Below are 20,832 nucleotides of genomic sequence, written 5' to 3' on the forward strand. Positions count from 1 at the left end.
GGCAGACGCCAACGAATCGGTCGCCAACCCCGGCGTGGTCGTTGCCTCCGGGCCGGCCACCATCGACGGGACACCTTCCGCCTGCGGAGCCACCGCCACCGGCACAGCGCTCACCGAAAGGGCCGGGGCAGCCCCCGAAGGCGGGACGATCTCCGACTCCGACACGACCGGCAACTGGCCGGCCGCAGGCAGCAGATCAACATCCGCCGGTGGCGGGACACTTGCCACCCGGTCGTCCTGAAGCAGCGCCGGTGCATGGAAGGCACCGATGACTGCGGCGACCCGGCGGCCTCCCTCCCCGGCTGCGTGGATGCGTGCGCGCATCCACGCTTCGCGGTGGAGGTCGAGCGGGTCGATGGTGCGGGCGTCCTCGCGCAGGGCCCAGCCGACCAGGAGGGCGGCGCGGCGGACTTCTTCCGGGGTGCAGCCTGGAGCGGGGGCCTCGACGAGGCGGTCCCACAGGTCTTCGTCGGGGCGTCCGGTCAGTCGGCGGCGGAGGGCGTCGGTGAGGCCCGCCGCGCGGTCTGGGTCGCTGTCGCGGGTTTCGGCGGGGCGGTGGGCCAACGGCAGGTCGCAGGCGACGGCAGGCACACCGTTGCGGGCGGCCCAGCGGAGGGCGGTCAGCTCCGGGGAGAAGTCTGCGAACGGGTAGAACGCCGGGCCGGAACCTTCCTCGGCGGTTGCGGCGGCGAGGGCCACCGGCGCCTGGGTTCGCTCGTCCGCGAGGAGGCCGAGCCACGGCTGGAACTCCTCGGGCAGTTCGACGAGCAGCACGTCGGGCCGCGCCGCGTCGAGCAGGGCGGGCAGCACGGCCGCGATCGACGGGGCGTGGTGGCGAACGCCGATCAGGTAGGGGCCGGGGCCGTCCGCACCCGAACCGGCAAGCTCGGCCAGGGCCTCGGCCGGGGACGCCCCGAACTCGCTGTCGGCAGCCACGGCAGCAGCCGACCGCCCGGAACGGTCCTCATCGGAACGGGCAAGCCTCGCCGCAGGCCCCTCGAACGCAAGGTCAGCAGCGACGACAGCGGCCGACCGCCAGGGGTGGCCTCCACCGGACCGGGCAAGCCCGGACGACGAGGCACTCGTGGCTGACAAGGCGCCATGGCAAACATCGATCAAGTCCAGCCCACCGCCGTCCATCTCCGCACGGACAAGCCCCGCTGGCGAGGCACTCGCGGGCGGGCGGAGTCCTACGGCCTGGGCCGACGAAGCTCCATGGCGAACATCAATCAGGTCCAGCCCAGCGCCGTCCATCTCCGCACGGGCAAGCCCCACCGCAGGCCCCTCGAACGCAACGTCAGCAACCGCAACAGCGGCCCACGGCCCAGACCGGGCAAGCCCGGACGGCGAGGCACTCTCGGCCGACAAGGCGCCGTGGCGAACATCGATCAAGTCCGGCCCGCCGCCGCCCGTCCCCGCGCGGGTAAGCCCGGGCGGCGAGGCGCTCGTCGGTGGGTGGGCGAAGGGGGTCATCGCCGTCAGCCCCCCAGGGTGGGGCGCAGGTCCCACAGGGTGCGCCAGGTTGTGGAGCCCTGTTCGGCGCGGCGGCGGACTGCGCCGTCCCAGTAGCCGAGCAGGCGGGCCGTGTCGGCGGGGTCGTCCTTGCGGACGACGCCGACGAGTTGGCCGGGGAGGCGGGTGAGGGTGTCGCCGCCGTCGAGGTAGGCGGCGGTGACGCCGAGCGCGGTGGCGACGGAGACGGCTTCGGCGGTGCTCATGACGGTGGAGGGGCGTTCGACGTCCCAGCCTTCGACGGAGCGGCCGGTGCGCAGGTCGCGGAAGGCGGTGACCAGGGCTTCCAGGACGGCGTCGTCGACCGCGTACGGCGCGCCGGCCCGGGCGACGGCGGCGGTGGACTGGCGCCGGACCAGGTCGATCTCGGCGTCGAGGTCGCCGATCGGGCCGACGGTCTCGAAGTTGAAGCGCCGCTTGAGGGCGGCGGACATCTCGGAGACGCCCTTGTCGCGCAGGTTGGCGGTGGCGATCAGGGTGAATCCGGGGGCGGCGTGCAGTTGGGCGTCGGCGCTGCCGGCGAGTTCGGGGACGGCGATCCGGCGTTCGGAGAGCAGGGAGACCAGGGCGTCCTGGACTTCGGGCAGGCAGCGGGTGACTTCTTCGACGCGGGCGACGGCACCGGTGGTCATCGCGGTGAGGACGGGCGAGGGCACCAGGGCTTCGCGGCTGGGGCCCTTGGCGAGCAGCAGGGCGTAGTTCCAGCCGTACTTGAGCTGGTCCTCGGTGGTGCCGGCGGTGCCCTGGACGGTGAGTGCGCTGGTGCCGCAGACGGCGGCGGCGAGCAGTTCGGAGAGCATCGACTTGGCGGTGCCGGGTTCGCCGACCAGCAGCAGGCCGCGTTCGCCGGCCAGTGTGACCACGCAGCGTTCGACCAGGGCGCGGTCGCCGACGAACTTCGGTTCGACGGTCGTGCTGCGGCGGCCGTGCTTGAGCTTTTCGCCGCCGCTGCCGAGCACGAAGGTGACCACGGCGCGCGGGGTGAGCCGCCAGCCGGGCGGGCGGGGGCCGGTGTCGTACGCGGCGAGGAAGGAGAGTTCGGCGGCGTACTTGTCCTCGGGCAGGACGAGCTGCCGCTCGGGTGCGGAAGCGGTGCTCGTGGCGTGATCCTCGGTGCTCGCGGTGCTCGTGGCGTGATCCTCGGTGCTCGCGGTGCTCATGGCGTGATCCTCGGTGCTCGGGGTGCTCATCGGCGGCCTCGCCGGCGGGTGTTGGTGGTGAGCTGTTCGTAGCCGGGCCGGTCGCCGTCGGTGATCCGCTGCCAGGCGCGGGCGAACAGGTCGGGTGCCGGGTGGTGCGGCAGGATCGCCAGGTCGGACGGGATGGCGTACAGGCCGGCCTTCCAGACTTCCACGGGCAGGCCGGGCGACTTGGCTTCCTGCCAGCCTCCGGGCAGGAACAGGCTGCGCCCGGCCCGGGACCGCTTCGCCTCCAGCACCAGGTCGGTGGCGGCGAGTTCGGCCCGGGCCCGCTTGAGCCGGGCGGGCTTCCAGCCGGTCCAGCGGGCGGTGTTGCGGTCGGTCGGGTCGGGGAGGGCGAGCAGTTGCAGGTAGAGGGCGGCGGCGTCCTCGCCGAGCCCCAGCTTCGCGGCCACCTCGGCGACCAGCGCGGGGGCGCTGCGCTGCGGGTCCTGCGGCAGGCCGGCCGGTTCGTCGGCTGCGGAGCCGTGGGCGGTCAGCCGGGCCAGGTCGTCGCCGAGCAGCGCCCGCAGGGCGGCCAGCCCGTCCTGGTGGCGCTGGGTGCCGAGCAGGTCGGCGAGCAGGCCGAGCAGCGGGTCGTCCGGGCCGGTGAGCGCGGCCGGCCGCAGGTGTGCGGTTTCGCCGTAGTGGCTGGGGGCCAGCACGATGGCCTCGCCGCAGGCCACCGGTTCCTCACCGGCCTGGCCGTTCTGCTCCGGCAGGCCGAAGTGGCCGCGCAGCACGGCCGGGAGCGTCTTGTCGCGGACGGTGGAGTACCGGCCGAGGTCGAGCAGCAGGCCCGGGTCGGCGAGGCGGGCGCGGATCGCGGCCAGCGACCGGGGCAGTGCCGGGCGCAGGTCGGAGCCGTACGGCAGGCGGTGGGCCAGCCAGCGGAGTGCGTCGACCGCCCTGGCGAGGGTCCAGGCGTCGGGGAGCGCGTCGGGGTCGTCGGGGAGCAGCTCGACGCCGTGCTCGGTCGGGCGGACGCGCTGGGTGGTGGTGCGGGCGAGCCAAGCGGTGGTCTCCGGGTTGAGGACCTGTTCGATCGCGGAGATGGTCGTCCCGTTGACGGTGGTCTGGTCCTCCTCGGGGAGGGTCCGCAGGCGTCCGCGGCGCTCGATCCAGCGGGCCGCGGCGGCATCCGTCGCCAGGCCGTCGGACCAGAGCTGCGCCGGGTCGGCGGGGAGCAGGGCGGCCATGACGGCGTCCAGGTCGGTACGGCCGACGGCGCGCAGCCACTCCGCGGCGACGTTGGCCTGGGTGGCCTTCAGCTCGTACTGGGCGAGCTGTTCGGCCGTGGGGAAGTCGCTCCACCGGGAGTACAGCCCGTCAGGCATGGCGAGCAGCAGGGTGGCGCGGGCCCGGCCGATGCCGGTGGCGGCGTCGAACTCCTCGGCCTGCGCGGGCTGCCGGGCGATCGGGCCGTGCTGGGCGAGCTGTGCGGTGAAGCGGGCGATCCAGTCGGCCGTCAGGTCGTCGCGCACCCGCCGTTCCCCGGTGATGGTGAAGTCGGCGACGGGCCCGAACTCCCCGGACGGGTCGTGTTCGATCGCGTCCCAGTGCAGGAGCTCCCCGTAGTGGCTGCGGCATTCCAGCACGACCACGGTGCGCTCGCCCTGGCGCAGCACCTGGCCCTCCCGGGCCGGGCGGGTCCCGGACCCAGGGTTCGCGCTGTCGTTCTTCTCGCTGAGTGTCACCTGACGGAGGGTCGGCCCGCCGTCGGCGAGCGGGCCGCGGGTCAGCTCGGTCAGCAGCAGGGCCAGCGCGGACCGGGCGGGCTGCTCGGTGGCGGGGACGGCGGCGGCCAGGGCGAGTGGGGCGGTGCGGCCGAGCAGGTCGGCCCAGCCGTGGTAGCTGCCCCGCAGGGAGAGGCGGTGCGGGTCGGCCGTCCAGCGGGCGGGCCGCTCCTGCGGCGGCGCGGCCAGCAGGTCGGTGACGGTGCGCAGGTTGGCGAGCACGTGCCACTGCTCCGGCTCGCGCCGCCAGCGCTGCCCGAAGCCGTCCGCGGAGCCGAGGACTCCCTGGAGTGTCTCGTGCAGCGTCCCGTCGTCGCCGTGTTCCGGCTGGTACGCGGCGGGGGCGGCCGGGGTTTCGGTCTCGGGCTGCGGCAGCGGTGCGAACCGGGCGGCGCGGGTCGCGGTGTCGGTGGCGATCCGGGCGAGGCCGGCGACGCCGGCGATCAGCAGCGGGTCGGTGAGGCCCGGCAGCGTATCGGCGACGGCCGCGACCGGGACGGTCTGGCCGGCCAGGGCGCCCGCGACCTGTCGGACGGTGCCCTGGATCAGCACCAGTTCGGGGCGGCGCGGCGGTTCGGCGTCCTCGGCGTCCACCGGCCAGGCGGCGTCGAGGAGTTCGGCGGCCTGGCGGTCGGTGACGGTGCGCAGCAGCTGCGAGCCGGCCTCGTCGCGGGGGCGCAGCGCGTGCCAGTGGTCGAGCGGCGGTACCAGGGCCGTTCCGGCGGCGTGCAGCTGGCCGGGGTGGGCGGTGGTGACCTCGGCGAGCTGGTCGGCGGTGCGGCCGGTGCCGTCGAGGGGTGCGAGCACGATGCTGCGGTCGGCGGCGGCGACCAGGGCGAGGGCGGCGCCGCCGGGCAGGCCGAGGCGGCCGACCGGCCAGTGGGCGGATGTCGGCGCGGTGACCCGGTGGCCGTCGGTGCCGGTGAAGGTGGCCCGGTCGGGGCCGGTGCGCAGCCAGCCGCCGAGCAGGGTGCCGTCGGTGCCGAGCGGGCTGCGTTCCAGGCCGGGCTGGAGCGGCAGCAGCCGGGACTGCAACGGCCGGAGGGTGCCGGTCGGGTCGCCGTCGGTGCTGAACAGTGGCGGTGCGGACGCCCGGCCGTGGCTGCCCGTCAGGGGGTCGTACTCGACCAGGGCGCCGCGGCGGTACGTCCAGTGGCCGACGCCGTCGCTCAGCACGGGGCGTTCGGCGGGCAGCGCGGTGTCGCCGGCGTGCAGGACCCGGCCGCCGGTGGCGCGGCCGCCGCCGGGCAGCGGCAGCGAGGTCCGGCTCATGTGGTGGGGGCCGTAGTAGCCGACGTCCACCGGTTCGCCGGTCGGCGTGAACACCTGGTCGGGCCGGCCGGACCAGTACGCGCGCACCTCGCCGTCCTCCCGCCAGGCGACCAGCAGTTCGCCGTCCACGTAGCGCAGGCGGGGGCTGTGCCAGCGGGGCAGGTCGGCGGGGCAGCGCAGGTCGTGTTCCAGCAGGATGCAGTCCGGGCCGACCACGACGGCCCTGTTGCGGCGGGCCAGGATCAGGGCCGGCCAGGCGTCCTCGATCTGCAGGTCGCTGCGGTCGGTCCGGCCGGGGACGCGGCCGGTCTCCTCGTCCTCGAAGAGGCGGCGCAGTCCCTCCTCCAGGGCGGGCCAGCCGAGTTCGTCGAGGATGCCGGCCCGCAGGGTGTGTCCGAGCAGGGCGGCGACGTCGAGTCCGGCGATCCGGGCGGCGGCGGCCGGGTTGGCCTCGATGAGGGCGGGGCGGACGGGGCCGAGTGCGGCCAGCAGGCTCAGGGCGCCGGCCAGGCCGGTCGCGGACCGCAGTTCGTCGGCCCGCTCGTCGGCCCATTCGACGAACAGGGCGCGCAGCACCGGGTACTGGATGCCGACCGGGCCGAGCCTGCTGCCGCCGTGCTTCTGCCAGACGGCGGGGACGGCGTTCTTCAGCGCGGCGCGGAAGCGCGGGTCGGCGGCGACGGCCGCCAGGTCGCGGCGGCCGGCGTCGCCGTCCTCCAGCCAGGGGCCGAGGTCGATCGACGGGGTGTCCGTCGGGTCGGCGACCGGGACCTGTGCGGCGAGCAGCAGGTCGAGGACGTTGAGCGCCGTCGGGTGCGCGGGCGGGAGTTCCACCGGGACGGCCTCGGTGCGCAGCCGTTCGGCCATCCGGGCGGCGAGTTCGACGGTGGCCCCGCAGGCGGGGCGGGAGCGCCAGCCCCGGTCGAGGTGGGCGGTCCAGCGCTGGAGCCAGCGGGCGGCGGGCTCCGCGCCGGTGGCCTTCGGGTCGGTCAGGAGCTGTTCGGCGCCGGACTCCTGGAGCAGCGTCAGCCAGTCGGCGTCGGTGGCGGCGTCGTCCTTGGAGCCGCTCGGGGTCGGCAGGATCTCCAGCAGCCGGGCCCGGACCGCCTCGTCCCGGCGGGCCAGGTCGGTCAGCGCGCCGCGCCAGGACGTCCACACCGCGGCAGGGGCCCGGCCGACCGCGGGCGAGGACAGCAGTTCGCCGAGCAGCAGCTGTTCCTGTTCCCGCTGGTCGAGCCCGGCGGCCCGGATCAGTTGCCGGGCGTCCTCGGCGATGCCCGCGTACGGGGCCATGCCTGCCGCGGAGCGTTCCGCGCAGAGCTGGCGGAAGCGCTGCCAGGCGGTCGGCGCGTCGAGTCGCCCGGCGAGGTCCTTCACGTACTGGCGCAGCGCCTTGACGGTCAGTGCGCCGCCGAGCGCGAACTCCAGGAAGACGGCGCGCAGCCGTTCCTCGTCGATGGCCAGGCTGTGGGTGCGCTCGGCTTCGCGGGCCTTGCCGAAGTACGTCGCGGCGTAGTTCTGGTTGCCCTGTTCGAGGAAGATCCGGCCGACCTGTTCGCAGTAGGTGGGCAGGAAGTGCGGGACGGCGCGGCCGAGGCGGACGGCCAGTTCGTCGAAGCCGTCCTTGGCGTTGCCGGGCTTGGACTTGATCTGGCGGGCGAGGCGTTCCATCTCCTTGACCACGGCCAGCGCGTGGTGCCCGTTGGCCGGGTCGTGGACCAGTGCCCAGGCGGGGAAGCCGAGTGCCTCCTGCCGGACCTGGCCGACCTCGGCCGGTTCGCCGTCGGGTATCAGGCCCAGGAACTCCACGGCGAGGTCCTCGGCCGGGCCGAGGGCGCCGGGCACCAGGCGGACGACGGTGCGGCCGTCCAGCCCGGGGTGCCGGTAGCTGCGGGCGGTGAGCGTGTCGACAGTGCTGTCGGGGCCGTCGGCGGTGGCGGTCCGGCCGGGCGTCAGGACGGCGCCGGCGTCGAGCAGGTCTTCCCGGTACTGCGCGTCGGTGCGGGTGCTGTCCGTCATGCCGACTCCTCCCCTTCGATGGTGCGGCCGGCGTACAGCGCGGCGGCCATCCGCGCGCCTTCGGACCAGGCCACCGGCCCGACTTCGGTGAGCGGCACCGGCCGCCCGTCGGCGCCGACCCAGCTGAGCGGGCCGGTCTCGCACTCGTCGTACTCGTAGTAGTCGCCGACCCACATCCGGGCCTCCAGCGTGCGGCCGCCCTCGACCAGCGGCACGATCGCGTACCCGCCGCGGATGCGGTGGCCGAGCCGGGTGCAGCGGCCGACCAGTTCGCGCAGCTCCTTGTAGCGGCCGCCGGCCCAGGTGTCGATCCGGGTGGCGGCCGGATCGAGGTCGGCGGGCCGCTGCCAGACCTCGCGGTGCAGCTGCTGGAGCTGCTGGGCGACGTCCAGCTCGACGGCGAACTCCCGCAGCTCGTCGAGGTCTTCCAGCAGGACGGGGTGCGGGATCCGGATCTCGGCGTCGGTCAGGCGGACGGTGTCGCCGTCCAGATCGACCACGCCGATGCCGCGTGCCGGGTCGGCGTCGCGCAGGAAGCCGGCCACCGAGCCGTCGGCGCCCGTCACCACCAGGTCGCGCAGCACCGACCGCCAGGCCTCGTCGGCCCACACCGCGCCGAGCACGGCGGCGGGGACGGGAAGCGAGCGAACCATCCACCGCTCGACGGTGGCCAGGCACTGCCGCTCGTGCCCGCCGAGCCACTCCGCGAGGCGGCGCAGCTGCACGACGGCCGGGTCGTCCTTGAGCTTCGCCGGCACCGTCTTCAACCGGCGGCCCGCCGCGTTCCGGCACGCGACCTTTCCGTCCGCCTCCAGGGTGACCTGATAGTCACCCGCTGTCAGCCATGCCACGTCAGAGCCCTCCCGGCCGCCGTTCCTGAGCTGGGAAGAAACCTAACCGCCCACACCGACACATGATCGTCGTGGGTGGTGCCGTCTTCCCGGCGGCGGGCCGCCGAGGTACCGTCACGAGACGCGAAACTCCCCTGCCACAAGGGCAGTTGCAACACCAACGACACCAGGAGGGCGTTCATGCCTCGTACCGACATCCGTGCCGCCCTCAACGACCTCGTCTTCTCCCCGGACCTCGACCTGAACGAGGCCGCCGAGCGTCACATCACCCCCGACTACGTCCAGCGCACCGACGGCAACACCCTGGACCGCCACGCCTTTCTCGCCCACATCGCCCACCTCCGCGCATCCGTGGCCTCCGGCGTGATCGAGGTGCACCAGGAACTCTTCGACGGCGACCACTACGCCGACCGCCACACCGCCACCATCTCCCTGAAGGACGGCTCCACCCTCCTCATGGAAATCCACCTCTTCGGCGAGTTCGCCCCGGACGGCCGCTTCCGCCGCGTCCACGAAACCACCCGCGTCCTCGAAGGCCCCGTCAACGCCCCCTGACCGGCCCAGCCCCTCAGCCGAAGCGCAGCGCTTCAGCCCCGACCCACCAACCCCCACCCACAAGCCGTGACCACCAGCCGAACCCGGTCCCTCGCAAGTCCCAGACCACAACCACCCACCCCCCAGCCGAAGCGCAGCGCTTCAGCCCCGCCCCACCAACCCCCACCCGCAAGCCGCGATCACCAGCCGAACCCGGCCCCTCGCAACTCCCGAACCACCACCACCCACCCCCAGCCGAAGCGCAGCGCTTCAGCCCCGGCCCACCAGCCCCCACTCGTAAGCCGTGATCACCAGCTGAACCCGGTCCCTCGCGTCGAGCTTGGTGAGCAGCCGGGAGATGTACGTCTTCGCGGTCGCGGCCGTGAGGTGCAGCTCGGCGGCGATCTCCGCGTTGGAGCGGCCGAGGCCGACCAGCGTGAGGATCTCGCGTTCGCGGCCGGTGAGCGCGTCGAGCGTCGCGGTCGCGGCGGTCGCAGACGAGGTCGCCGGTTGCCGGGCGAAGTGGGCGATCAGGCGGCGGGTGACGGTCGGGGCGATCAGCGCGTTGCCCGCGGCCACCACCCGGATCGCGGCCAGGATCTCGTCCAACTCCATGTCCTTGACCAGGAATCCGGACGCGCCGGCCTGCAGCGCGCCGTAGACGTGCTCGTCCTGGTCGAAGGTGGTGAGCACGAGGACCTGCGGGGCGTCCGTGCCGCCGCCGGTGATGATCCGGGTGGCTTCGATGCCGTCCATGCCGGGCATCCGGATGTCCATCACCACGATGTCGGGCCGCAGTTCGGCGGCCAGCCGCACCGCGTCGGCGCCGTTGCCCGCCTCGCCGACGACGGTGAGGTCGGGGGCGTCGGTGATGATCATGTCGAGGGAGGCGCGGACCAGCGGCTGGTCGTCGACGAGCAGGACGCGGATCATCGGGCGGGCTCCAGGGGGACGAGGGGGTCGGTGCTTGCGGGGACGGGCAGCCGGGCGGCCACCCGGAAGCCGCCGTCCGGTTGCGGCCCGGCGGTGAACTCGCCGTGCAGCAGGGCGGTCCGCTCCCGCATGCCGACCAGACCGTACCCGCTGCCGTCCGAATGCCGGGGCCCGGGCCCGGAGTTGACCACACTGAGGGCCAGCTCGGCCGGATGGAACTCGATGAACACCTGGCAGGTGCGCGCCTTGGCGTGCCGCACCACGTTGGTCACCGCCTCCTGCACGATCCGGTAGGCGGACAGTTCGATCTCGGGCGGCAGCGGACGGCGCGGGCCGGACCAGTGCAGGTCCACCCGGACGCCGGCCGCGGTGGTGGTCGCGGCCAGCCGCGCCAGGTCGTCCAGCCCCGGTGCGGGCGCGGACTGTTCGGCGGCGTCCTCGGGTTCCGCGTCGCGCAGCGCGCCGAGCAGGCGGCGCAGCCCGGCCAGCGTTTCGCGTCCGGCGGTCTCCACCTCGCCGAGGGCGGCGCGGGCGCGTTCGGGCTGGGTGTCGAAGACCCGCCGGGCGGCGCCGGCCTGCATCGCCACGATGCCGATGTTGTGCGCCACCATGTCGTGCAGCTCGCGGGCGATGCGCAGCCGTTCGGAGGTGATGGCCTGTTCGGTGGCCTGTGTGCGCAGCGCCTCGGTGTGGGTGTGGCTCTGGTGGACGGCGTGTCCGATCAGCCAGGCGATCGCGGTGGCGAGTGCGCCGGTGAGCGTGGTGCTGCCGTGGTCGTCCATGTGGAACAGCACGCGCAGGCCGGAGTAGCCGAGCAGGGTGCCGAGCGCGAGCGCACCGGCGATGACCGAGGTGCGGGTGGGCTGGGTGGCCGCGAGGTAGCAGATCGCCACGTCCACGACGAGGTACTGGAGCAGCGGGATGTCGGCGACGGCCATCGCCATCACCGACGCGACGGTGCCGAACAGCAGCAGGCAGAGCGCGGTCAGCGGGCGGCGCCGGCGGCGGCCCGCGGCGAGCACGGCCAGCACGGCGATCACTTCGTTGAGTTGGTTGCCGGTGCTCAGGGTGAGGACGGAGATGCCGTCCCGCATGTGCATCTGCTCGAAGACGGTGTACGCGGTGACGGCGAACCAGAGCAGCACCATCCAGGTCCCGGGTGCCACGCGGGAGAGGACCTTCGACGGCACCCGGGTGAGATTCATGCCCCGAGCGTAGCGATCATCATTCAAGCGCCGCAGTCCTCCGTGGATGACATCCCGGAGTTGATCGTCCGTCGATCCGACTGTCCACCGTCGCCGAATGTGCCCGGGTGCCGCTGCCCGGCACCGTTGTCCCCGTGATCGAAGTAACCCGTCTCACCAAGCGCTACGGCCGCATCACTGCCGTCAACGACCTGTCCTTCACGGTCCGTTCGGGCCATGTCACCGGCTTTCTCGGCCCGAACGGTGCGGGCAAGAGCACCACCTTGCGGATGATCCTCGGGCTGCACGCCCCGACCTCCGGTTCGGCGACCGTGGCCGGCCGCGACTGCCGCACCCTGCGGCGGGCGCTGCGGCAGGTGGGGGCGCTGCTCGACGCCGGGGATGTGCACGGCGGCCGGACGGCCCGCGACCAGTTGCGTTTCCTCGCCCGCAGCAATGCGATCCCGGCGGGCCGGGTGGACGAGGTGCTGGGCGAGGTGGGCCTTTCGGCGGCCGCGGACCGGCGGATCGGCGGTTTCTCGCTGGGCATGCGGCAGCGGCTGGGCATCGCCGGTGCGCTGCTGGGCGACCCGCCGGTGCTGATCTTCGACGAGCCGCTGAACGGGCTGGACCCGGAGGGGGTGCTGTTCGTCCGCAACCTGTTCCGGCGGCTGGCCGCCGAGGGCCGCACGGTGTTCGTCAGCAGCCACCTGATGACGGAGATGGAGCACACCGCGGACCGTCTGATCGTGGTCGGGCGCGGCGAGTTGCTCGCGGACGAGACGGTGGCGGACTTCGCGGCCCGCGGCGCGCAGAGGACCGTCCAGGTCCGTACGACCGACCCGGCGGCGCTGGTGACGGCGCTGACCGCCGACGGCGCGCAGGTGACGCAGGCACCGGACGGCCTGCTGACGGTGACCGGCCCGGACGCGACCTCGATCGCCCGGACCGCCCTCGACCACCGCCTGCTGATCCACGAACTGGTGCCCCGCACAGGCTCGTTGGAGCAGGCCTTCATGGAACTGACCGGCAGCAGCGTCGAGTACGCGGCAGGAGAACGAGCATGAGCACCCTTCACCCGACCATCGACCGGGTCGATCCGCCCGCCAGGTTCACCGACCTGCTGGCCGCCGAGTGGATCAAGCTGCGCTCGCTGCGGTCGATCCCCTGGTTCCTGCTGGTCGCCGCGCTGACCATCATCGGCATGAACGCCAACGGCGCCCGCGTCTCCCGCGCCGAGTTCGACTCCTGGACGGCCCAGGCGCAGGCGTACTACGCGCAGTTCGGCGCGCTGCACGACGCGTTCACCCGGCCGTGCGCCTCGCTGGTGCTGCTGATGATGGGTGCGCTGGGCGCGATCGCGATCCTCAGCGAGCAGACCACCGGCCTGCTGCGCACCACCTTCGCCGCCGTCCCGGCCCGCACGGAGCTGATGGCCGCAAAGCTGGTGGTGGTCGCCGCGACGGCCACCGGGTTCGGTCTGCTGGTGGCGTCCGTCTCGTTCTGGCTGGACGAGGCGATTCTGGCCGGCAGGTACGGCGGCGTGTCGATCGGCGATCCGGGCGCGCTGCGGCTGCTGCTCGCCTCCGTGCTGCTGGCGCCGGTGGGCGCGCTGGTCGGTCTGGCGCTCGGCGCGGTGATCCGGCACAGCGTCACGGCGATGGTCGCGCTGTTCGCGCTTCTGTTCATGGTCCCGATGTTCGTCCGCGACAACACCCACTTCGGCGCGGTCGTCGCGCACGCGCAGCCGTTCAACGCCTGGGACCGGCTGGGGCTGGTCGGGGAGCTCACCGGCGTCCCCTACCCGTCCTCGATCGGCGGGGCGTGGACGGTCTACCCGGTGTGGGCGGCTCTCGCGGTGCTGCTCGCGCTGTTCACCGTGCCCCGGCGCGACCAGTGACCCTCCCTGTCCACTCCACCTCTGGAGCCGAAATGTCCCTCCCTCGCCCCGAGTTGACCCGCCGCCGGCTGCTGGGCACCGCCCTGGCCCTCGGCGCGGTCGCACCGTTCGCCGCCGCACCGCTCGCTGCCGCCCGGCCCGCCCGGGCGGAGGGCACCACACCGTCGCGGCTCACCCTGCCCGCCCCCACCGGCCCGTTCCCGGTGGGCACGGCGCCGCTGCACCTGGTCGACACCTCCCGGCCGAACCCGCTGTCCGGCCCCGGCATGAGCCCGTACCGCGAGCTGATGGCGAGCGTCTGGTACCCGGCGTCCCCGGCCCGGGCGGGCGAGGGCCTGCCGCTCGCCCCGTGGCTGGCCGACGGCGCCATGCGGGCGTTCCTGGCGGCCGTCGGCTTCCCGCTCGACCCGGCGCTCGTCCCGCTCACCGCCGGCCGGCTCGGCGCTCCCGTGCACCGCACCGGCCACCGCCTGCCCGTCGTGGTGTACTCGCACGGCTCGGGCAGCCACCGCGCCGACCACACCGTGATGGTGCAGGAGCTCGCCAGCCACGGCTACGTGGTGGTGACGGTGGACCATCTCGGCAACTGCTTCAGCGAACTGCCGGACGGCCGGGTGCTCACCCCGGCGGACCTGCACGGCACGATGTACGCCCTGGACTACTCCGTTGACCTGCGCTTCGTCCTGGACTGCGTCGAGCAGCTGGCCGCCGGACACAACCCGGACGCCGGGGGCCGCCCGCTGCCGGACGGGCTGGGCGCGGCCGTGGACGCCTCGCGGATCGGCATGTTCGGCTGGTCGAAGGGCGGCACGGCCACCGCCTGCACCATGCTGGCCGACCGCCGGGTGCTGGCGGGTCTGGCGCTGGACGGCCCGATGCAGCCCGGCTTCGGCCACCCCAGCATCACCGCCGACCTGGACCGGCCGTTCCTGCTGATGACCGCCGACTTCGCGCGCGCCACGGACCCGTACGTCGCCGAGTTCTGGTCCCACCTGCGCGGCTGGCGCCTGGAAGTCCGGGCGGCGGGCGCCGTGCACCCCTCGTACGGCGACAACGTCACGCTGATCCCGCAGGCGGGCCGCCTGCTCGGCCTGGCCGAGGAGCAGATCCAGCGCATGGTCGGCACCATCGACCCGGCCCGCGCGCTGCTGATCCAGCAGGCCTACCCGCTCGCCTTCTTCGACCTCCACCTGCGCCACCGCGCCGCCCCGCTGCTCGACGGCCCCTCACCCCGCTTCCCCGAGGTGGCGTACCTGCCCTGACCTCCAGGCCCGGAGGATGAGCGGACCTGCCCGCAACTACTGCGGACGCAGTACACAACTGTCTGCACAGCGACGACGACGCAGGTGGGGGCGGTGACGAAGGATGAATCATGCTGCGGGCGGACCGCGCCGGAATCCGGTGCCGGTGCCGCCCTCGGCGTGTTCCGCGACCGTGCACCGAATCCGAAGGAGGCCGCTCCCCCGTGGCCACGTTCCTGTACCGCCTGGGCCGATGGGCCTTCGACCGGCGCAAGCTGGTGACCCTGCTCTGGGTCGCCGTGCTGGCCGTCGGCGGAGTGCTCGCGGCCAAGGCGCCCGCCGCGCCCGCCGACGCCTTCGCGATACCCGGCACGGAGGCGCAGAAGGCCTTCGACCTGATGAACCAGCGCTTCCCCGGCGGCCACGCGGACGGCGCCCAGGCCCGGATCGTGTTCGTCGCCCCGGACGGTCAGAAGATCACCGCGGAGGCGAACCAGCAGGCCGTTCAGAAGACCGTCGGCGAGCTGGCGCACGCCCCCGAGGTCACCGGCGCGGTCGACCCGTTCCAGGCGCACACCGTCTCCCAGAACGGCACCACCGCGTACGCCACCGTCACCTACTCGGCCAAGGCCGGCGAGCTGTCCAAGGAGGCCACCGCCGCCCTGGAGCAGGCCGCGCAGCACGGCCGGGACGCCGGGCTGAAGGTCGAGATGGGCGGCACCGCGCTGGCCGGTCACGGCGAGGCGGGCGGCAGCAGCGAGGCGATCGGCATGGCGCTGTCCGCCGTCGTCCTGGTGATCACCTTCGGTTCGCTGGTCGCGGCGGGGCTGCCGCTGCTGACGGCCGTGGTCGGCGTCGGCCTCGGCATGACGCTGATCACCGCGCTGGGCAGCACCCTGGGCCTGTCCGCCACCACCGGCACGCTGGCGATGATGCTGGGCCTGGCGGTCGGCATCGACTACGCGCTGTTCATCATCTCGCGCTACCGCGCGGAGCTCGCCGAGGGCCGCGCCCCGCGCGAGGCGGCCGGGCGGGCCGTCGGCACGGCGGGTTCGGCCGTGGTGTTCGCCGGTCTGACCGTGGTGATCGCGCTGGCCGGCCTGTCCGTGGTCGGTATCCCGATCCTGTCCAAGATGGGCCTGGCCGCCGCCGGAACGGTCGTCATCGCCGTGCTGGTGGCGCTGACCCTGGTGCCCGCGCTGCTCGGCTTCATCGGCCGCAAGGTGCTGCCCCGCAAGGAGCGCAAGGCCGCCGCGGACAGCACCCGCCCGGCGAGCGGTGACAACGGCGGCGCCCGCTGGGCCCGGTTCGTGCTGCGCCGTCCGCTGCTGGTGCTGATCGGCGGCGTGATCGGCCTCGGCGTGATCGCCGCCCCGGCGCTGGACCTGCGCCTGGGCCTGCCCGGCGACGAGGCGAAGCCGACCTCGACCACCGAGCGCCGCGCCTACGACCTGCTGTCGGACGGCTTCGGCCCGGGCTTCAACGGCCCGCTGACCGTCGTGGTGGACGCCAAGGGCTCGCCCGACCCGAAGGCCGCCGCCGAGCAGGTCTCCAAGACCGTCTCCGGCCTGCCCGGCGTGGTCGCGGTCACCCCGCCGATCTTCAACCCGGCCGGTGACACCGCCCTGGTCAACGCGATCCCGGCGACCGGCCCGGCCGAGGCGAAGACCAAGGACCTGGTGCAGGCGATCCGCGACGACGCGGCCGCCCAGAAGTCCGCCACCGGCGCGACCGTGCTGGTCACCGGTACCACGGCGATGAACATCGACGTGTCGCAGAAGCTCTCCGACGCGCTGGTGCCGTACCTCGCGCTGGTGGTCGGCCTCGCGATCGTCCTGCTGCTGCTGGTGTTCCGCTCGGTGCTGGTGCCGGTGAAGGCCGCGGTCGGCTTCCTGTTCTCGGTGGCCGCCGCGCTGGGCGCCGTCGTCGCGGTCTTCCAGTGGGGCTGGCTGGCCGACCTGATCGGCGTCGAGCAGACCGGTCCGGTGATGAGCATGATGCCGATCTTCATGGTCGGCGTGGTGTTCGGCCTGGCCATGGACTACGAGGTGTTCCTGGTCACCCGGATCCGCGAGGACTTCGTGCACGGCGAGAGCGCCTCGGAGGCGATCGTCACCGGGTTCCGGCACAACGCCCGGGTGGTCACCGCCGCCGCCCTGATCATGATCTCGGTGTTCGCCGGCTTCATCGGCATGAGCGAACCGATGATCAAGATGATGGGCCTGGGCCTCGCCACGGCCGTCGCGCTCGACGCCTTCGTGGTCCGGATGGCACTGGTCCCGGCCGTGCTCGCGCTGCTCGGCCGCCGCGCCTGGTGGCTGCCGAAGAGCCTCGACCGGATCCTCCCGGACGTCGATGTCGAGGGCGCCAAGTTGCAGTCCGCGGCCGACGAGTCCGTCGAGGACCGCAAGTCCGTCACCGTCTGACCGGCACCGGAGCGCTCCGGGCCCGGACCATCGTTCGAGCCCGGAGCGTTACCGTTGCAGGGCGGGGCCGTCCTCTCCGGAGCAGGCCCCGCCGCCGCGCGCCGACCCGGCGCATCCCCCCGTCGAACCCCAGCGCCCGGCCCGGAGAGCACCGTGACGACCACCGACCTGTGGCAGCGCCTGCGCCGCGACCACCCCCGGCTGCTGGACGTCGCGGGCGGCGTCGCGCTGGTCCTCGTCGTCACCCAGGGCGTCAGCGCGGACCAGCACAACGGCCGCTTCGTCCTGCCCGACCTGGCCTCCGTACTGCTCGCCGCGGCCTCCACCGCCGCCGTCTTCCTGCACCGCCGCCACCCCCGGGCGGTGGTCCCCGCCACCTTGGCCTGCACCATGGCGCTGGGCGTGATCAACACCCGGCTCACCGTCGCGCTGGCCGCGCCGCTGCTGGTGGCGCTGTACCTGGTGGCCGTCCGCACCGACCGCTCCACCGCGCTGCGCGCCTCGGTCGCCAGCGCGGTGCTGCTCGCCGGAACGGCGCTGGCCTTCGGCCCCGGCGGTCCGATCGGCGAACGGCTGGGCGTGCTGGCCTGGGCGCTGCTGCCCGGCGCCCTCGGCGACTCGGTCCGCAACCGCCGCGCGCACCTCGCCGCGATCGAGCGGCGCGCCGAACGCGCCGAGCGCACCCGCGAGGAGGAGGCCCGCCGCCGGGTCGCCGACGAGCGCATCCGGATCGCCCGCGACCTGCACGACGTGGTCGCCCACCACATCGCCCTCGCCAACGCCCAGGCCGGCATCGCCGTCCACCTGATGGACCGGCACCCCGACCGGGCCCGCGAAGTGCTCAGCCACCTCACCGACGCCACCGGCTCGGCCCTCCAGGAGCTGCGCGCCACCGTCGGCCTGCTGCGCCGGGCCGAGGAGCCCGCCCCGCTGGAACCCACGCCCGGCCTCGACCGGCTGCCGGACCTGATCAACGCCTTCGAACAGGCCGGGCTGCCGGTGCGGCTCACCGTCACCGGCGAGCAGCGCCCGCTCTCCCCCGGCGTCGACCTGACGGCCTTCCGGATCGTCCAGGAGTCGCTGACCAACGTCGCCAAGCACGCCCACGGCGCCGACGCCGAGGTCACCCTCAGCTACACCGGCAGCCGGCTCGCGCTGTCCGTCGCCAACGGCCTGGCCACCGGACGGCCGGTCCCGGCCTCGGTCCGGCAGGACGGCCCGGGCGGCTTCGGCCTGATCGGCATGCGCGAGCGGGCCGTCGCGGTGGGCGGCCGGCTCAGCGCGGACCGCCGCGCGGACGGCGGCTTCCAGGTCACCGCCGACCTGCCGCTGCGCACCGGCAGCCGCGACACCCCCGCCTTCACCGACCAGGAAGAAAAGGACTCCCCCCGATGACCATCCGTGTCCTGCTCGCCGACGACCAGGCCCTGCTGCGCGGCGCCTTCCGGATGCTGATCGACGCCGAGGACGACATGGAGGTGGTCGCCGAGGCCTCCAACGGCCGCGAGGCGGTCGAGCTCACCCGCTCCACCCGGCCCGACCTGGTCCTGATGGACATCCGGATGCCCGGCGGCGACGGCCTCGCCGCGACCACCGCGATCTGCGGCGACGAGGAGCTGTCCGGCACCCGGGTACTCATCCTGACCACCTTCGAGATCGACGAGTACATCGCCCAGGCCCTGCGCGCGGGCGCCGACGGCTTCCTCGGCAAGGGCGCGGCGCCCGCCGAACTCCTCGGCGCGATCCGCACCGTGGCGGCCGGCGACGCCCTGCTCTCGCCCGCCGCCGCCCGCGCGATGATCGACCGCTTCCGCGCCCAGCCGGGCCCGGCCGCCGAGCCGGCGGCCGACCGGCTGGCCGTGCTCACCGCCCGCGAGCGCGAGGTGATGGCGCTGGCCGCGACCGGCCTGAGCAACGAGGAGATCGCCGAGCGGATCTTCGTCAGCCCGTTCACCGTCCGCACCCACGTCCACCGGGCGATGTCCAAGCTGGACGCCCGCGACCGCGCCCAGCTCGTCGCGCTCGCCTACCAGTGCGGTCTGGTCCCGCCGGGCCGCCCGTCCTGAGGCCTTCGGCGGCTCAGTGGCCGTCGCCGCCCTCGGTGCTGCTGGAGGTGAGGGCGTCCTGCCAGGCGGCCTTCGCGCCGGAGTCGCCGATCCGGTAGACGTCCACGACCGCGCCGACGGCCACCACGGCGCACAGCACGGTGGCGCCGATCCGCATCGCGGTGGAGATCCGCCGGGTGCTGGCGTCGCGGGTGAACCACCAGACGGCCACGGCCAGCAGGAACAGCCCGCCCACCCACGGCAGCAGGCCGTCCCCGAGCTCGGCGTGCTTGCGCACCAGGTCGTTGCGCTCGACGTTGTGCTCCAGCCACTCGCCCGCCTCGGTGGTCAGCGGAACGCACGCCAGCGTGACGAAGGCCAGCACCGGCAGCAGCAGGCCGGCCCGGCGGGCAACGGCCGGGCTGAGCGCGCACACGATCAGCGCGAGCGCGGTCAGCGGGACGAACACCACCACGATGTGGACCAGAAGTATGTGCGTGGGCAGACCGTTGAGCGTGCTCACCGAGAAACTCCTTCCGACCGGCGGGCCCGGCAGCCACCCGGGGGCGGTGGCCGCCGGGCCCGCACCATGGTGGCAGCCCAACTTCTCAGTTCCCCATGAACGGGCACTCAGGCCGCGGGCGCCCGGTGGTCGAAGGCGATCAGCGGGTCGCCGGTGAGCGGATGCACGGTGACGGCGGCCCGGACGCCGAACACCTCGGCGAGCAGCTCCGCCGTGAGCACCTCGCGCGGCGGCCCGGAGGCCACCAGGACGCCACCGGCCAGCACGTGCAGCCGGTCGCAGACGGACGCGGCGGCGTTCAGGTCGTGCAGAGCGACCAGGGTGGTGGTGCGCTGAGCGCGCAACAGGGCGAGCAGCTCGACCTGGTGACGGATGTCGAGGTGGTTGGTGGGCTCGTCCAGCACCAGGACCTCGGGCTGTTGGGCGAGCGCGCGGGCCAGCAGGACGCGTTGGCGTTCGCCGCCGGAGAGAGCGGCGAACCGGCGTTCGGCGTGGGCAGCCATGCCGACCCGGTCGAGGGCGCGGGCGGTCTGCTCGCGGTCCTCGGCGCTGTCGGCGGCGAACGCCCGCTGATGCGGCAGACGACCCAGACCGACCATCTGACGCACAGTCAACTCGAAGGCCTCGCCGCGTTCCTGGGGCAGCGCGGCCAGCTGACGGGCGGCCTCGGCGCGGGGCAGCGCGGCCAGGTCGCGGTCGTCGAGCAGCACCCGCCCGGCCCTCGGGGCGAGGTGCCGGTAGACGGCCCGCAGCAGGGTGGACTTGCCGCTGCCGTTGGGCCCGATCAGCCCGGCGATCTCCCCGGTCTCGGCGACCAGCCGGACACCGGCCACCACGTCCCGGCCGGCCAGGGCGACGTGCAGGTCGTCGAGGGCGAGCCTCACCGGTTGTCCTCCATCCGTCGGTCGAGCAGGAACAGCAGGCCGGGCGCGCCGAGCAGCGCGGTGACCACGCCGATCGGCAGTTCCTGGGCGTCGAGCGCGGTGCGGGCGACGGTGTCGACGGCCGTGAGCAGAACGGCGCCGGTGAGCGCGGACAGTGGCAGCAGGCGGCGGTGGTCGCCGCCGACGAGCAGCCGGCACAGGTGCGGCACCAGCAGGCCGACGAAGCCGATGGCGCCGGAGACGGACACCAGCACGCCGGTCAACAGGCTGGTGACCACGAAGAGTTCACGGCGCAGCCGGTCGGGGGCGACGCCGAGCCCGGCGGCGGTCTCGTCGCCGAGGACCAGCGCGTTCAGCGCCCGGGCGCGGGCCTGCAGAGCGATCCCGCCGAGCGCCACCGCGGCGGCCGGGACGGCGAGTTGGCTCCGGGTGGCGCCGCCGAGGCTGCCCATCAGCCAGAACAGCACGCCGCGGGTCTGCTGCTCGTCCCCGGCCCGCAGCACCAGATAGCTGCACAGCCCGCCGAGGAACTGGCCGACGGCGACCCCGGACAGCACCAGCCGCAGCGGCGAGAACCTGCCACCCACCCGAGTG

General features: G+C 74.1%; 14 protein-coding genes and 2 pseudogenes. 7 read left to right on the top strand and 9 right to left on the bottom strand.

What is annotated here, in order from left to right; genetic code table 11:
• Positions 1 to 240: 240 nt before the first annotated feature.
• From ACZ6R9_RS19340 to ACZ6R9_RS19355, 4 genes and pseudogenes are all read right to left on the bottom strand, one after another.
• Positions 241 to 1,140 (bottom strand): annotated as a pseudogene (locus tag ACZ6R9_RS19340) (DUF5682 family protein); the annotation flags it as partial.
• 338 nt (positions 1,141 to 1,478) lie between these two features.
• Entirely contained in the window at positions 1,479 to 2,672 is a 1,194-nt protein-coding gene (locus tag ACZ6R9_RS19345; RefSeq protein WP_465539104.1) for an ATP-binding protein, read from the bottom strand.
• 26 nt (positions 2,673 to 2,698) lie between these two features.
• A complete protein-coding gene (locus ACZ6R9_RS19350; RefSeq protein WP_465539106.1) occupies positions 2,699 to 7,717 on the bottom strand; it encodes a hypothetical protein in 5,019 nt (1,672 codons plus the stop codon).
• On the bottom strand, positions 7,714 to 8,568 hold the full coding sequence (locus ACZ6R9_RS19355) for a DUF4132 domain-containing protein (RefSeq protein ID WP_465539108.1): 855 nt from the start codon (positions 8,566 to 8,568) through the stop codon (positions 7,714 to 7,716). The genes ACZ6R9_RS19350 and ACZ6R9_RS19355 overlap by 4 nt, the downstream gene beginning before the upstream one ends.
• A 180-nt stretch (positions 8,569 to 8,748) precedes the next feature.
• Between ACZ6R9_RS19355 and ACZ6R9_RS19360 the strand changes: the two genes are divergently transcribed.
• The gene (locus tag ACZ6R9_RS19360; protein WP_380482438.1) at positions 8,749 to 9,123 is read left to right on the top strand and encodes a nuclear transport factor 2 family protein; all 375 of its coding nucleotides are present in this window, start codon (positions 8,749 to 8,751) and stop codon (positions 9,121 to 9,123) included.
• A gap of 249 nt (positions 9,124 to 9,372) precedes the next feature.
• On the opposite strand, the gene ACZ6R9_RS19365 is transcribed toward ACZ6R9_RS19360, so the two are convergent.
• A complete protein-coding gene (locus ACZ6R9_RS19365) occupies positions 9,373 to 10,035 on the bottom strand; it encodes a response regulator (protein ID WP_380482440.1) in 663 nt (220 codons plus the stop codon).
• Positions 10,032 to 11,240: a sensor histidine kinase gene (locus ACZ6R9_RS19370; protein ID WP_380482442.1), complete on the bottom strand. Its 1,209-nt coding sequence runs from the start codon at positions 11,238 to 11,240 to the stop codon at positions 10,032 to 10,034. Before ACZ6R9_RS19370 ends, ACZ6R9_RS19365 begins: the two co-directional genes overlap by 4 nt.
• Before the next feature lie 134 nt (positions 11,241 to 11,374).
• Between ACZ6R9_RS19370 and ACZ6R9_RS19375 the strand changes: the two genes are divergently transcribed.
• From ACZ6R9_RS19375 to ACZ6R9_RS19400, 6 genes are all read left to right on the top strand, one after another.
• The gene (locus ACZ6R9_RS19375; RefSeq protein WP_465539112.1) at positions 11,375 to 12,286 is read left to right on the top strand and encodes an ABC transporter ATP-binding protein; all 912 of its coding nucleotides are present in this window, start codon (positions 11,375 to 11,377) and stop codon (positions 12,284 to 12,286) included.
• Entirely contained in the window at positions 12,283 to 13,119 is an 837-nt protein-coding gene (locus ACZ6R9_RS19380) for an ABC transporter permease subunit (RefSeq protein WP_380482448.1), read from the top strand. Before ACZ6R9_RS19375 ends, ACZ6R9_RS19380 begins: the two co-directional genes overlap by 4 nt.
• A gap of 32 nt (positions 13,120 to 13,151) precedes the next feature.
• Positions 13,152 to 14,381 (top strand): alpha/beta hydrolase family protein, encoded by a 1,230-nt coding sequence (locus ACZ6R9_RS19385; RefSeq protein ID WP_465539114.1) that lies wholly within the window; start codon positions 13,152 to 13,154, stop codon positions 14,379 to 14,381.
• A 203-nt stretch (positions 14,382 to 14,584) separates the two neighbouring features.
• Positions 14,585 to 16,786, top strand: a complete 2,202-nt coding sequence (locus tag ACZ6R9_RS19390) for an MMPL family transporter (RefSeq protein WP_380482453.1) — start codon at positions 14,585 to 14,587, stop codon at positions 16,784 to 16,786.
• Between the two features lie 153 nt (positions 16,787 to 16,939).
• On the top strand, positions 16,940 to 18,181 hold the full coding sequence (locus ACZ6R9_RS19395; protein ID WP_465539116.1) for a sensor histidine kinase: 1,242 nt from the start codon (positions 16,940 to 16,942) through the stop codon (positions 18,179 to 18,181).
• Positions 18,178 to 18,852 carry a response regulator transcription factor gene (locus ACZ6R9_RS19400; protein WP_380482459.1) on the top strand — a complete coding sequence of 225 codons (675 nt, stop codon included), beginning with the start codon at positions 18,178 to 18,180 and terminating at the stop codon, positions 18,850 to 18,852. The genes ACZ6R9_RS19395 and ACZ6R9_RS19400 overlap by 4 nt, the downstream gene beginning before the upstream one ends.
• Before the next feature lie 13 nt (positions 18,853 to 18,865).
• On the opposite strand, the gene ACZ6R9_RS19405 is transcribed toward ACZ6R9_RS19400, so the two are convergent.
• From ACZ6R9_RS19405 to ACZ6R9_RS19415, 3 genes and pseudogenes are all read right to left on the bottom strand, one after another.
• Positions 18,866 to 19,354 carry a DUF2231 domain-containing protein gene (locus tag ACZ6R9_RS19405; RefSeq protein WP_465539119.1) on the bottom strand — a complete coding sequence of 163 codons (489 nt, stop codon included), beginning with the start codon at positions 19,352 to 19,354 and terminating at the stop codon, positions 18,866 to 18,868.
• Positions 19,355 to 19,461: 107 nt separating this feature from the next.
• Positions 19,462 to 20,238: an ABC transporter ATP-binding protein gene (locus tag ACZ6R9_RS19410; RefSeq protein WP_465539120.1), complete on the bottom strand. Its 777-nt coding sequence runs from the start codon at positions 20,236 to 20,238 to the stop codon at positions 19,462 to 19,464.
• Positions 20,235 to 20,828, bottom strand: a pseudogene (locus ACZ6R9_RS19415) (FecCD family ABC transporter permease); the annotation flags it as partial. The gene ACZ6R9_RS19410 and the pseudogene ACZ6R9_RS19415, both read right to left, overlap by 4 nt.
• Positions 20,829 to 20,832: the final 4 nt, after the last annotated feature.

It is taken from the genome of Kitasatospora sp. NPDC048662, assembly GCF_055587065.1.

What these genes read in the sequence shown, in the direction of transcription:
- ACZ6R9_RS19345 (WP_465539104.1), bottom strand. Translation starts at nt 2,672, where the DNA reads ATGAGCACCGCGAGCACCGAGGATCACGCCACGAGCACCGCGAGCACC.
- ACZ6R9_RS19370 (WP_380482442.1), bottom strand. Translation starts at nt 11,240, where the DNA reads ATGAATCTCACCCGGGTGCCGTCGAAGGTCCTCTCCCGCGTGGCACCC.
- ACZ6R9_RS19360 (WP_380482438.1), top strand. Translation starts at nt 8,749, where the DNA reads ATGCCTCGTACCGACATCCGTGCCGCCCTCAACGACCTCGTCTTCTCC.
- ACZ6R9_RS19380 (WP_380482448.1), top strand. Translation starts at nt 12,283, where the DNA reads ATGAGCACCCTTCACCCGACCATCGACCGGGTCGATCCGCCCGCCAGG.
- ACZ6R9_RS19365 (WP_380482440.1), bottom strand. Translation starts at nt 10,035, where the DNA reads ATGATCCGCGTCCTGCTCGTCGACGACCAGCCGCTGGTCCGCGCCTCC.
- ACZ6R9_RS19350 (WP_465539106.1), bottom strand. Translation starts at nt 7,717, where the DNA reads ATGACGGACAGCACCCGCACCGACGCGCAGTACCGGGAAGACCTGCTC.
- ACZ6R9_RS19385 (WP_465539114.1), top strand. Translation starts at nt 13,152, where the DNA reads ATGTCCCTCCCTCGCCCCGAGTTGACCCGCCGCCGGCTGCTGGGCACC.
- ACZ6R9_RS19400 (WP_380482459.1), top strand. Translation starts at nt 18,178, where the DNA reads ATGACCATCCGTGTCCTGCTCGCCGACGACCAGGCCCTGCTGCGCGGC.